Annotated in this window: 11 protein-coding genes; 6 read left to right on the plus strand and 5 right to left on the minus strand. The window is 37.1% G+C overall.

The window, feature by feature from the left end; translation table 11 throughout:
* The first annotated feature begins 7 nt into the window (after positions 1 to 7).
* The 6 genes from N3D17_03350 (at position 8) to N3D17_03375 (ending at position 7,764) form a co-directional block, all read left to right on the plus strand.
* Entirely contained in the window at positions 8 to 1,249 is a 1,242-nt protein-coding gene (locus N3D17_03350; protein MCX8082422.1) for a class II D-tagatose-bisphosphate aldolase, non-catalytic subunit, read from the plus strand.
* The gene (locus N3D17_03355; GenBank protein MCX8082423.1) at positions 1,242 to 2,681 is read left to right on the plus strand and encodes a RuBisCO large subunit C-terminal-like domain-containing protein; all 1,440 of its coding nucleotides are present in this window, start codon (positions 1,242 to 1,244) and stop codon (positions 2,679 to 2,681) included. The genes N3D17_03350 and N3D17_03355 overlap by 8 nt, the downstream gene beginning before the upstream one ends.
* A 14-nt stretch (positions 2,682 to 2,695) precedes the next feature.
* Positions 2,696 to 3,262, plus strand: coding sequence for a 2-oxoacid:acceptor oxidoreductase family protein (locus N3D17_03360; GenBank protein MCX8082424.1), 567 nt, complete (start codon positions 2,696 to 2,698; stop codon positions 3,260 to 3,262).
* Positions 3,253 to 4,695 (plus strand): RtcB family protein, encoded by a 1,443-nt coding sequence (locus tag N3D17_03365; protein ID MCX8082425.1) that lies wholly within the window; start codon positions 3,253 to 3,255, stop codon positions 4,693 to 4,695. Before N3D17_03360 ends, N3D17_03365 begins: the two co-directional genes overlap by 10 nt.
* A gap of 144 nt (positions 4,696 to 4,839) precedes the next feature.
* A complete protein-coding gene (gene dnaG / locus N3D17_03370) occupies positions 4,840 to 6,582 on the plus strand; it encodes a DNA primase (protein ID MCX8082426.1) in 1,743 nt (580 codons plus the stop codon).
* A 3-nt stretch (positions 6,583 to 6,585) separates the two neighbouring features.
* Positions 6,586 to 7,764, plus strand: coding sequence for a sigma-70 family RNA polymerase sigma factor (locus tag N3D17_03375; protein MCX8082427.1), 1,179 nt, complete (start codon positions 6,586 to 6,588; stop codon positions 7,762 to 7,764).
* A gap of 76 nt (positions 7,765 to 7,840) precedes the next feature.
* Here the strand turns inward: N3D17_03375 and pyrF are convergent, their stop codons facing one another.
* The 5 genes from pyrF to N3D17_03400 form a co-directional block, all read right to left on the minus strand.
* Complete coding sequence (gene pyrF / locus N3D17_03380) at positions 7,841 to 8,527, minus strand: orotidine-5'-phosphate decarboxylase (protein MCX8082428.1); 687 nt, start codon at positions 8,525 to 8,527, stop codon at positions 7,841 to 7,843.
* A 4-nt stretch (positions 8,528 to 8,531) separates the two neighbouring features.
* The gene (locus N3D17_03385) at positions 8,532 to 8,744 is read right to left on the minus strand and encodes a DUF6485 family protein (GenBank protein MCX8082429.1); all 213 of its coding nucleotides are present in this window, start codon (positions 8,742 to 8,744) and stop codon (positions 8,532 to 8,534) included.
* Positions 8,745 to 8,753: 9 nt separating this feature from the next.
* Positions 8,754 to 10,661: a transketolase gene (locus N3D17_03390; protein ID MCX8082430.1), complete on the minus strand. Its 1,908-nt coding sequence runs from the start codon at positions 10,659 to 10,661 to the stop codon at positions 8,754 to 8,756.
* Positions 10,662 to 10,708: 47 nt separating this feature from the next.
* Positions 10,709 to 12,346, minus strand: a complete 1,638-nt coding sequence (locus tag N3D17_03395; GenBank protein ID MCX8082431.1) for a carbon starvation protein A — start codon at positions 12,344 to 12,346, stop codon at positions 10,709 to 10,711.
* A gap of 3 nt (positions 12,347 to 12,349) precedes the next feature.
* Positions 12,350 to 12,725, minus strand: a 376-nt coding sequence (locus N3D17_03400; protein ID MCX8082432.1) for a pyruvate ferredoxin oxidoreductase, incomplete at its 5' end; no start/stop codon positions are given.

The following is a 12,725-nucleotide window of genomic DNA, read 5'->3' on the forward strand; positions in this document are numbered from 1 at the left end:
GATAAAAATGTTAGGTAAGTTCCTCTCCCCTGTACAACTTTTTGAAAGATTCAAAACAATAGAGGATATAAGTATTTTATGCATAGGTCCTGTAACAACCAGTACAATTATTGCATCACTCCAGGTAGCATATGAATATGATTTCCCTTTATTTCTTATCGCTAGCCGTAATCAGATTGATTCAGATGAACTTGGTGGTGGTTATCTTAATAAATGGAACCAGCAGAGATTTGTTGATGGTGTAAGAAAACTGGCTGAAGAATATGGATTCCCAAAAGCAATTTATTTTTGCAGGGACCACGGTGGACCATGGCAGAGAGATAGAGAACTAACTGAACAGTTAGAACGTGAAAAAGCGTTTAATCTCGGTATATCCTCATTTCTATCAGACCTACATGCTGGTTTTGATATTCTACATATTGACCCTACCAAAAATCCCTTTCTTAAAGATGGTTCTGACAGCACCGATGTTATCGTTGAAGACACGGTCTCTTTAATAATGGCTATAGAGAAAGAACGGATTAAGCATAATATACCCCCCGTATCTTATGAAGTCGGAACAGAAGATATAAAAGGTGGACTGACACAGCCAGAAAAATTCCAAAAATTTCTGTATAACCTGAAAAATAAATTGAAAGATAATTCTCTTCCTCTGCCTGATTTAATAGTTGGACAAACAGGAACACTGACAAAATTAGATGAAAATTATGGATTTTTTCAACCGGATGTTGCTAAAGAATTATCTGTTATTGCAAAAGAACAGGGATGTCTATTAAAGGAACATAATGCTGATTATCTTGATGAAGAGACCCTGAAAATGCATCCTGTTCTGGGTATATCCACTGTAAATGTAGCACCTGAATTCGGAGTTACTGAAACAAAGGCACTTATAAGATTATCTTACCAAACTCCTGCTGGTAAAAAATTTAGAGAACTTCTTAAAGAAAAGGTATTTTCTGAACCCCGCTGGAGAAAGTGGCTCCCTGAAAACATTAAAAATATAAGTGATAGAGATTTTAAGAGTGACCCTGCTCTCTGCTATAAAGTACTGGTAAGTTGTGGACATTACTATATAGAAAGAGAAGATGTTATAGAAACAAAGGAAAAGATGTTCCAGAATATTTCTAAAAATGGGTTTGACCCTGAAAAAGAAATTCTCGGAAGTATAAAACAATCAATATTAAGGTATGTCCATGCTTTTAATATGTCAGGACTGAATAAAAAATTGATGGAGGTTAAAGATGCATAATGTTATAGGTACCGGAAAAAATCTCAAAAATTTTATAGAACATCCTTATTTCCAGGTTAAACCTGTAAGCAGTGAAGAAGAGGAAAGTCGCATACTTGAAGAATTAAATATGGAAAGGAATAACAGCCGGGGTCCAAATGTAGAAGTTGATTATTATTTTGAGGTTATAAACACCGGCACTCCTATGGATGGATTGAAAAATGCTGCTAAAATGATTATGGAACACGGTACTTTAAAACCCTGGCATAGTGAAGGTAGTGAAAACACTAAAAAACCAGCACGATATGATGAAAATATGAGCTGGACAACCTCTATAAAACTACTGGGATATAATAAAAAAGAAAGGTTGGAAGCAGGATTAATCACCATTGCATATCCATTAGAATTTTTTGATAAACAGATTAAAAAATTCCCTCTCGCTCAACTTTTAATGGCTATTGCCAGTGAACCTGTAAGTGCCTTTTCATTCTACCGCGGGGCAAGAATTATTGATATACGACTACCTGATATATTAAAAAAACGGCTACCCGGCATTCTATGGCCACATAAAAGAATTAGAAAATATCTTAATCTCTCTGAAGATGAACCTATCATCGGTACTATTGTAAAACCGAAAACTGGACTAACTCCTTCTCTATTTTCTGATGCAGTTGTTCAGGCAGCAATGGCAGGCGCAAAGTTTACGAAAGCAGATGAAAATATGCATCTTACTCTCCGAGATATCCCGCGATTTGTCAGCCGAGTTGTAAAAGACCTGAAAAAAGAAGGGTTTGACCTCGGACGAGAAAACGAAAAACCAAAAGGACCGAGATTTTTATTTGCACCGCATATTACTACAGATTCAGAAGATATTATGGACTATGCAAAAGCAGCAATAGAAGCAGGAGCAAATGCATTGATGTTCTCTCCGTACTACAGTGGTGGTTTTCTCAAAATGGCTGAGATTGCCCAAACATTTGATGTCCCTGTCTATAGCCATACTGCTGGAATGAATATCATCACAGGAAGTACATACTGGGGAATATCTCCAGCAATAATGTACCTTTTTGCTGCTTATTTCGGGTCAGCATTTATGCAACTGCCTGCTGTAAATAGCTATCTGAAACCTGACGAAACAGAAAAGGCATTGATTCTACCTCGTCTTCAAAAAGAAAAACTGATTGGGAAAGAAGGTATGACACTAGTTATTGCTGGTGGTCTTGGTCCTGACAATATAGGTCTTAATATGAAATATCTCGGAATAGGTGGAAAAATGTTTTTAGCAGGTACATCTGTGTACAGCCATCCTGACGGACCATCTTCTGGTGTAAAAGCACTTATCCTCGCTTATCGTGCCTATATAGAAAAAGGAATAACAGACATATCCAAATTAAAACAGTTTGCAAAGTCAAAAGGCGAAGAAGGAAATGCTCTACTTAAGGCATTGATATAATACAGGAGTTTTAAGTGAAACAAAAAAGAGCAACCAGAATAATCATTGGCGGTTCAGGGGGACAGGGGATATTAACAGCAGGTAAGGTCATTTCCTATGCAGCCATAAAACAGAATATGAATGTAAGTTGTCTACCCTCATATGGAGCAGAGATGCGTGGTGGTTATGTTTATTGCTCCATAGTTATCTATTCAGCAGAGGATATTGTATCCCCTGTAAGCACTGAAGTAGATATAGGCGTCTTTTTAGATGAGAACTCATACAGGATGTTACATGGTTATCTTAAAAAAGATGCCTTTGTTATATTAAACTCTTCCCTTATTGGAAAGTCCTATATATCAGGAACAAAGATAATTAAGATTGAAGCAAGTGAAATCGCTGAAAATTTAGGAAGTATAAAGACAACTAATATGGTAGCAACGGGCGCAACAGGTTATATCATCAATCATTCCTTCTTTCCTTTTCACCTGAAAAATTTATATTATGGAATAGAACAGGTATTTCCATCAAACGAACTTGTTGAGATGAGCAAAAAAAGTTTAGAATCTGGCTGGAACATAATAGAAGAAAAATGGAAATAAAAGATATAGAAAAGGTTAGTGAATATAAATGGATAATACCTAAAAAGGAAGATATGAGGGTACCCGGGATACTCTATATCTCTGAAAAACTTCTAAGTAAAGCACTTTCAGACAATGCCCCATTACAGGTTGAAAATGTCGCTAAACTCCGTGGTATTGTAAAGTACAGTCTGGCTATGCCTGATGTGCACTGGGGATATGGAGCACCAATAGGAGGAGTGGGTGCCTTTGATTCAGAAAGTGGTGTGATAGTTCCTGGATTTGTGGGATACGATATCTGTTGTGGGGTCCGGCTTATCAGAACAAATATGCAATACAAAGATATAAAAGACACATTACAGCATCTGATAAATTTACTCTTTACCAATATCCCTTCAGGTGTTGGTTCTGAAGGGAATTTATCTTTGAAAAGAAAGGATTTAGAGAAGGTAATTGTTGAAGGTGCCAGATGGGCTGTAAAAAATGGTTTTGGAATCCAGAGTGATATTGAATGTATTGAGGACTATGGGACAAAAAAAGATGCTAACCCTGATGTAATAACCAACCGCGCCTATGAAAGAGGTACTTCACAATTAGGCACACTGGGGTCCGGTAATCATTTTCTTGAAATACAGCAAGTGATAGATGTATATGATAAAGAAATAGCAGAAAAATTTGGTATATTCAAAGGGCAGATAACCATTATGGTCCATTCAGGCAGCAGGGGTTTTGGTTATCAGATATGTGAGGACTTCTTAGACAGGTTCGGGAAGGTTGCATTGGACTATGGGATTAAACTTCCTGACAGGCAACTTGCCTGTGCACCCGCTAATTCTAAAGAAGGGAAACAGTACTTAATGGCAATGAATGCAGCAGCCAATTACGCCTTTGCTAACAGACAGATTATAACTCACTGGATAAGGGAGACATTTTCTAATGTATTGAAAACACCATGGGAAAAATTGGAGATGTATACTGTGTATGATGTTGCCCACAATATCTGTAATCTTGAAAAACACAATGTTGATGGTAGAGAAAGATGGCTTTTCATCCATAGAAAAGGGGCAACACGCGCATTTCCCAAAGGACATCCTGCACTACCTGAAAAGTATAAAGATACAGGACAACCAGTTATCATTCCAGGAACTATGGGAACCTCTTCATACATACTTGTAGGTACAGAAAAAGCAATGGAAGAGACATGGGGAAGCACCTGTCATGGTGCAGGGAGAACAATGTCAAGACATCAGGCAATTAAAGAAAGTAAAAACAGAGATATTATAGAAGAACTTGCAGGAAAAGGAATAATGGCAAAAGGTGTGAGTAGAAAAGGACTTGCAGAAGAGATGCCTGATGCGTATAAAGATATAGATGAAGTTATAAAAGTAGTGGAAGGAGCAGGTCTATCAAAAAAGATAGCGAGGATGGTCCCTCTGGCTGTTATGAAAGGTTAATCCTTTCTGAACTTAAAGATTAAAATCTGCAATTTTCTGTCATTTTCGATTGAAACCAGAAAAAATTCTTTAATTACCCTTCCCTTGACACTGACTATCCATAAAGGTATAACCTTTATTATTAAACAAGGCAGGCAAAAGAAAATGGGGAAGTCGGTTTTTTCATCTGCTCAACTTGAAGAGATAATTTCAAAGATTGATATAGTAGATATTATATCTGAATACCTAACACTTAAAAAAACAGGCAGGAATTTCAAAGCACTATGTCCTTTCCATCAGGAAAAGACCCCTTCTTTTATTGTAAACCCTGAAAAACAGATATTCCATTGTTTTGGATGTGGAGCAGGTGGAAATGTCATACGATTTCTTATGAAGATAGACAACATCTCTTTTCCTCAGGCAGTAGCAATTGCGGCGAAAAAAGCAGGAGTTAAAATATCTGTATCTGAATACACAGAAGATATCAAAACAGATAAAATTTTTAAAGCAAATGAGTTTGCTTCTAACTGTTATAAAGAGGCACTTTTCTCATCAAAGGGCAGTGATGCGATGAACTACCTTATAAACAGAAATCTCACTGAAAAGGATATAAAATCTTTTCATCTTGGCTTTGCACCGGGAATAAAGAACTATCTTGTAAAGAAGATAGAAGAGAAAAAACTTGATAAAGAACCCTATATCAATGCAGGGTTGATAAACAAAGATGGGATAGACACATTCAGAAATAGAATTATATTTCCTATTTTTGACATACAGGGAAGAATTAATGGTTTTGGTGGTCGCGCAATGGATGATGAACAACAACCAAAATACTTAAACACAGGAGAAAATGCTGTTTTCAATAAAGGACGTATTTTGTATGGTATTCATCAGGCAAAGGCATCAATCAAAGAAAAACAGTTTGTATTTCTCGTAGAAGGATACTTTGATGTGATTAAACTGCATATAAATGGAATTGAAAATGTTGTGGCACCTATGGGGACTGCTATTACAGATGAACACTTAAAATTTATAAAACGTTTTACTGAACGTATACTTCTTTCCTTTGATTCTGACGAGGCAGGTATAAATGCAAGTTTAAGAAACCTTGAGAGTATATTAAAAATGGGATTTGAAACAAAGATATGTCTTTTACCTGTAAATTTTGACCCTGATAGATTTATAGATGAATATGGAATAGAGGCATTTAAAAAAGTGATGGGACAGGCAATGGACTTCATTGATTTTGCCCTGAATGTTATCTCAAAAAAATACGATATTAATACACCAAAGGGTAAATCATCCATTGCGAAAGAAATTGTTAGGTTTATATCCCTTATCCCTGACGAAATTGAAAGGGATGAATATATTAAAAATCTTTCTCTTAAACTCAATACAAATGAAAAATTTTTAAGAGGGTATCTTGACAATAAAAAGGAAAAATTTAGAAATACCGTTAAAGAAGGAGAAAAGAAAGAATCATATTATACCTCTGCTGAAAATCTTCTTATGGAGATAATACTATCTGACAATAAATACTGGCAGGAGTTCCTTGAATGGAAGGGACGGCTAACAAAAAAATTAGAGGCAGTGGCTCTTACATCAAAAGAACTCCTTAATAATAAAATTGATATCACACCTGCTAATCTTATAAGTTATCTGGATGAAGAGACAGGAACATGGCTTTCAGGCACATTTATGAAGACAACCATTATGGAAAGAAAATTAGAAAAAGATAAGAAACAGCAGATATTTCAGGACTGCCTTAAAAAAATCCATAAGTACTGTCTTTCTATAGAATTAGAAGAAACTAAGAAAAAGATAACTGAGAAAAAGGAGCTGGGTATTCCATATTATAATGAGATGGAAACCATTCAGAATATACTTTTTGAACTGAAAAAGGAGTAGGTTATGAAAAGTAAAAAAAATGCCAGTTTAGAAAGCAGAAAGGAAGAGAAGTTCCACGAGATTATAGAACTCGGCAAGAAAAAGAAACATCTGTCATGGGATGAGATTAACGAAATCCTTCCCACAGACCTGACAGACCAGGATGATATTCTTGAACTTTTTGATGAACTGGAATACTGGGATATAGATATTGACGAAGAAGAACCATTTCCTATAGAAAAAGAAGGAGAAAAAAAATTAGACCTCGGAGAAGCAAGAAATCCTTTACGTTCATATCTTAAATCAGCAGGAACTTACTCATTACTTACCCATGAAGAAGAAATAGAAATAGCCAAAGGGATTGAAGAATCAAAAAGTAAACTTAAAAAACATTCTAAACAGAAAAAAATTAATAGAAAAGAATATGAAAAATATGAAAGGGAACTTGCACAACTTAAAGAAAAATTAGTCAATTCAAACCTGCGGCTTGTGATAAACATAGCAAAGAGATATAACAATCCACGTCTTTCAATTCTTGACCTCATTCAGGAAGGCAATATAGGACTGATGAAGGCAGTTGAGAAGTTCAAATATAGGACTGGTTTCAAGTTCAGCACCTATGCTACCTGGTGGATAAGACAGGCGATTACAAGGGCTATTGCTGACCATTCTGCTGTTATAAGAACACCTGTTCATATGATTGAAAAACAGAATAAGATGAAGAAGATTGAAGCAAATATCATCCAGTCAAAAAACGATGAACCAACGGAAGAAGAAATCGCAAAAAAAATGCATCTATCAATAGATAAAATAAGAACTATCAAAAGGTCTATGAGGCCAGAGCCGGTCTCTTTAGATATGCCTGTTGGAGATGAAGAGAGAACAACCATAGGTGATTTTATTGAAGATGGAAAAAATCCTGACCCGTTAAAGCATGCCAGACATTCATTATTAAGGGAGGAATTAGAAAAGGCATTAAGAACCCTTGATGAAAGAGAAGAGAAAATTCTACGTTTAAGATTTGGACTTGATGAAGCAGGTTATCAAAGAACACTGGAAGAGGTAGGAAATACTTTCCAGTTAACGAGAGAAAGAATAAGACAGATAGAAGCAAAAGCAATCCAGAAATTGAGACATTCAGCCCATAGTAAAAAACTGAAACTTTTTATGGATGGTGTCTTTGAAGGCGGTATCCAGAAGTAAAAAGTACATTTAGATTCAATATATCTTTGATTCTGACTTTTGCCAGTGGACTATTAAATATCTCGTTTATAGATTTCTATAAAGCGCTCTGTATCTCCTTTACAATCTCCTGTGCCGCTATCCTCGGAATTACAGCATCCCTTATAGGTCTGCCGACAACAAGATAATCCGCACCTGCACTTATTGCCTCTGAGGGAGTAGCAGCCCTTTTATGGAGTCCTTTATTCTCACCGGATGGTCTAACCCCGGGACAGACAACAAGGAGTTTACCTTCTGTCTGCTTTTTGATAAGACCTGCCTCCATCCCTGATGCCACGACACCTTCACAACCACACTCTGCTGCTAATTTTGCTCGTTCAATAACAACCTCTTCAGAACTTTTTCCTGTACCGACATCAGCAGCATCCATACTGGTAAGGAGTGTAACAGCAAGTATTCTAAGCAAACTTCCCCTTTTTCCCTCTACTGCTGCTTCCATAACCTGACGCTGTGAATGAACAGTTAGAAACTCCACACCTAATAAAGATACCTGTTTTACTGCATCCCTGACTGTCTCCGGAATATCATAAAATTTCAGGTCAAGAAATACCTTTTTGTTTCTTTTAATAAGATATTCCACAAAGGCAGGACCTGTTATGGTATATAAAATAATCCCCACCTTAAAGAAATTGACTATGCCATCCAATTCCTCAACATATCTCTCTGCCTCTTTTTGAGTGAACATATCAAGAGCAAAGATGAGTCGCTCTTCTGGAAAAATCATCCAATCATCTCCCTAATTTTTTACTCCAGACCTCAATAAAATACTCCAGAGACCTATCATAAGTCCTTTCTGCTTCTGGTGGAAAAAGACATCCGGGTAGTTGCCTCTGTGCCCAGTGATAATTCAGGCATTCACAACAAAGTCCTTTCCTACTACATCCTCTATAACTACAGGTACACTCCTTTAGATTCTTCTCTTTATTACAAATCTCTTCCATAGATACCTCCTATTTACAGGACAGAAAGAAATCAGCAAGGGACTGTGCATCCATACCTTCATTTTTAAATAGATATTCTGGCTCACCCGAACTTCCGTAATCAGAAATCCCCCTTCTGAAAAACCTGCCCGTATATTTTTTGGTAAGGAGATACATTGATACTGTAGCACCGAGTCCTGTATCAATATGGTGGTCTTCTGCTGTAAGTATCAGACCTGTCTTCATTCCCTCTTCCATAACATACTCATCTATTACAATCGGACAACTCATATTGATAACTCCTATACTTATTCCTTTCTCTTTTAAGATCTCTACCGCCTTTACTGCTCTCGGCACAATAGTACCCATCGTAATGATATAACCATCAGTACCTTTCCTTATAATATCTGCCTTTCCATATTTAAACTCATAATTTTCATCAAAATACACAGAACCATCTTCTTTAGTAATCACAGATGTTTTTGACCTTCCCATACCCACAAACCAGTTTCCTTCTTCTCCTGCTACATACCTTATAACTCTGTCTGTCTGGTTAGGGTCTGCAGGTATAACAATTTTAAAACCAAATAGATTTCTTAATGTTCCTATATAGTCAATACACTGATGTGTCTTCCCATCCTCTCCAACATCAAGTCCTACATGGGTACATACAAGTTTAAGGTTTGTGTAGTTCTGGTCATTAAGTCGTGCCTGATTGAATGTCTCATCTACACCAAAAACCCCAAAATCAGAAAAGAAACTGATTACCCTATCTGTTGATACAACACCTGATATTGTAGCAGCATTATGCTCCTGCACTCCTACCTGGAAGAAATTAGAAGGAAACTCTTTCTCAAAAAGGTCTGTCTTTACAGATGTAGATAGGTCACAATCAAAAACAGCGAACGGGTATTCTGTATTTTCTTTATTTGCTTTTGCAATATCCACAAGCGCCTTACCATAAGCACTCCTGTTATCTGTCTTCTCTTCCTTTTTATAGAGAACAGGCGTTCCTTTTTTTATAACCGGAGAAAAATAAAACTTTCTATCAGGATAGTTCCATTTCTGTATTCTTAACTTTTTATATCTTTCAAGAGATGGTGGAAGTCCAAGTTCTTCCATTGCCTTCGTATATGAATTCTCATCAAGTGTCTTACCATGGTATCTATAATCATTTTCCATAAAAGAAACACCTTTTCCTATTACTGTATTTGCAATAATACATACCGGTCCTGACATCTCTGTGGACTTCTTTATTGCTCTATAAAGTTCTTCAAAGTTATGTCCATCTACTTCTAATGTTTCCCAGCCATCAGCACGATAATTAGCACATATACGGCAGGGCATAACATTATCTGTTTTACCACTTATCTGTATGTTGTTATTGTCAATTATAACCGTGATATTGTTCAATCCATACTTCACAGCAAACCTTCTCGCTTCTGCCACCTGCCCCTTTGTCTGTTCTCCATCGCTCATCAATACAAATATATGTGTATCTCTTTTATGAAGACGGTCTGCGAGAGCAAACCCACAGCCAGCAGAAAGCCCCTGCCCCAGATTTCCTGTTCCCCATTCTACACCAGGTACCTTTCTCACTATATGCCCTTCAAATATACTGCCTGAAAGTCGGAACGTTGCAACAGCCATATCTATATCAAAAAAACCAAGGCGTCCCAGTGCAGCATATACTCCTGGAGATGTATGCCCATGACTTACAACAACTTTATCTCTTAAAGGGTCATCTATCCTATCAGGAGCAACATTTGCATAAGAAAACACTGTAAGATATATGTCTATGGATGACATTGAACCACCGGGATGCCCTGAAGCAGCGAGTGTTGTCATTGTAAGTATATCACCTCTGCATAACCTACCAAGCTCCTTTAACTTCTTAACCTCTTCTTCTGTCAGATATTCCTTTTCAAATCTACCCATATTTGTCTCCCTTCCTGTTTTAATTGTGAAAGTATTATATCATATAACTATACAGAAATTTTAGAATACCGCATTTTCCTTAAACCCTCGTTTATAAAGAAAATAGCGAGGCATACGAGAAAAACAGAGATATTGCCGAGGAAATAGTTTCTGTCTCTGTAAAATCCCTGTGCCTGGTATATAAGTGCGGTAATGGTGGTAAGAAACATAAAAATAGCAGGAATAAATGAGGTAAGTGCTCTCTTCCCTTTTTTAGTCAGGAAAACACCTGTAACAAATAGGGCTATGGCTGCTACTAGTTGGTTTGATGCACCAAAGACAGGCCAGATTTTCTGCCAGTTACCGAAAGCAAGATAACCAGCAATCAGTATCACTATAAAGGTAGAGAAGTATCTGTTTCTAAAAATTTTGATATTCCATCCATAACCAAAAAGTTCCTGTGAGATATAACGATTAATCCTCGTTGCAGTATCAAGTGTTGTAAGAACAAAAGCATTTATCATAACAATTGCTATCATCTTACCCGTTTCAGAACTCAATATCTTTGAGGTAATCTGCCCGTATCCAGTAGCAAAAGTTCCTATCCAGTCCCCCTTTGCCATAAGAGAAGTGTAGTCCATTGAAGGAATACCAGAATTCCAGTAGAGTCCTGCACATACACATAGCAGAGCGAGTATGGAAAGCACCCCTTCTGTAAGCATACCACCATAGGCAATCTTTCTGGCATCTTTCTCATTTGTAATCTGTTTTGATGTAGTTCCACTCGCAACCAAACTATGGAATCCACTTATTGCACCGCAGGCAATGATTACAAACATCATAGGCCAGAGTGTTCCTTTTGTCCCTGCAGAAAATGAGATATAAGAAGGAGTATGTATAACAGGTTTTGAGGTAATAAGTCCTGTATAGCCCAGTATAAGCCCGAAAAAAAGGATGAAGGATGAAAGATAGTCCCGTGGCTGCAGTAAAAGATTTACAGGAATGATACTGGCGACAAAAGAGTATAAAAGAAGAACTATAATCCATAATTTTACAGCACTATCTCCACATAATGCCACAGGAAATCTGTGTCCAAGGACAAATAATAAAACCAGAAGAATAAGGGATATAAATGTTGCATATATATATCCCCATCGGAACCTGTAAACAAGGAACCCAAACAGTATTGCTATAAAAACAAGCCCGAAGGTAGGAATAACAATCTGCGGTTCTTTTATAAGAGTTGTGGCAGTCACAGATGCAAAAACAGCGACAACAAGAATAAGGGACAGATAAAGAAATAAACAGAAAAGGATTTTACTTCTTCTATTTATAATTGATTCAGTAACATCCCCTACACTGCTTCCTTGATACCTTAAACTTAAAAGAAGGGAACCAAAATCATGGACACCACCTAAAAGAATAGAACCAAAAACAATCCACAAAGCCGCAGGAAACCATCCCCAGACCATACAGGCAATCACAGGACCAAGAATAGGACCTGCTCCAGCAATAGAAGAAAAGTGGTGCCCAAAAAGTATAAGCCAGTGTTTTGCAGGAACATAGTCAACACCATCTTCCCTTTCAAAGGCAGGCGTCTTTTTCTCAGGATTCACATCCCATATTCTTTCAAGGAATCTCCCATAGAAATGGTAAGCAAGAATAAAAAGTATTATTGAAATCCCGGCGACTACAAGAGAGTTCATCTTTTATCCCTCACATTTTTTCAGAAGGGATTCCCAGCGCTTGTCAACCTCTTTCTGTATCTCTTCAAGAAGATACTGGTTCTCTGGTTTAAAAAAATGTGCAAATCTTCTCTGCAGTTTTAACCACTCTACTACTGGTTTTTTCTCCTTTGGCTTATATGTGAGTTTATACTTTCCCTCCACTACTTCATATAATGGCCAGATACAGGTCTCAACAGCAAGCCGTGAAATCTCCATTGTGAGTTCTGGCTCATGAGGCCAGCCGAGACGGCAGGGAGAAAGGACATCTATAAATGTGAACCCATCAAATGAAACTGCTTTTTCCACCTTATTTACAAGGTCATTACATCTGCCGGGGATAGATGTTGCTACATAAGGG

This window comes from bacterium (genome assembly GCA_026414725.1).
Classification (GTDB): domain Bacteria; phylum Ratteibacteria; class UBA8468; order B48-G9; family JAFGKM01; genus JAAYXZ01.

Excerpts from the sequence above, each read along its gene's own strand:
- N3D17_03350 (MCX8082422.1), top strand. The coding sequence starts at position 8 with ATGTTAGGTAAGTTCCTCTCCCCTGTACAACTTTTTGAAAGATTCAAA.
- N3D17_03355 (MCX8082423.1), top strand. The coding sequence starts at position 1,242 with ATGCATAATGTTATAGGTACCGGAAAAAATCTCAAAAATTTTATAGAA.
- N3D17_03365 (MCX8082425.1), top strand. The coding sequence starts at position 3,253 with ATGGAAATAAAAGATATAGAAAAGGTTAGTGAATATAAATGGATAATA.
- dnaG (MCX8082426.1), top strand. The coding sequence starts at position 4,840 with ATGGGGAAGTCGGTTTTTTCATCTGCTCAACTTGAAGAGATAATTTCA.
- N3D17_03375 (MCX8082427.1), top strand. The coding sequence starts at position 6,586 with ATGAAAAGTAAAAAAAATGCCAGTTTAGAAAGCAGAAAGGAAGAGAAG.
- pyrF (MCX8082428.1), bottom strand. The coding sequence starts at position 8,527 with ATGATTTTTCCAGAAGAGCGACTCATCTTTGCTCTTGATATGTTCACT.
- N3D17_03385 (MCX8082429.1), bottom strand. The coding sequence starts at position 8,744 with ATGGAAGAGATTTGTAATAAAGAGAAGAATCTAAAGGAGTGTACCTGT.
- N3D17_03390 (MCX8082430.1), bottom strand. The coding sequence starts at position 10,661 with ATGGGTAGATTTGAAAAGGAATATCTGACAGAAGAAGAGGTTAAGAAG.
- N3D17_03395 (MCX8082431.1), bottom strand. The coding sequence starts at position 12,346 with ATGAACTCTCTTGTAGTCGCCGGGATTTCAATAATACTTTTTATTCTT.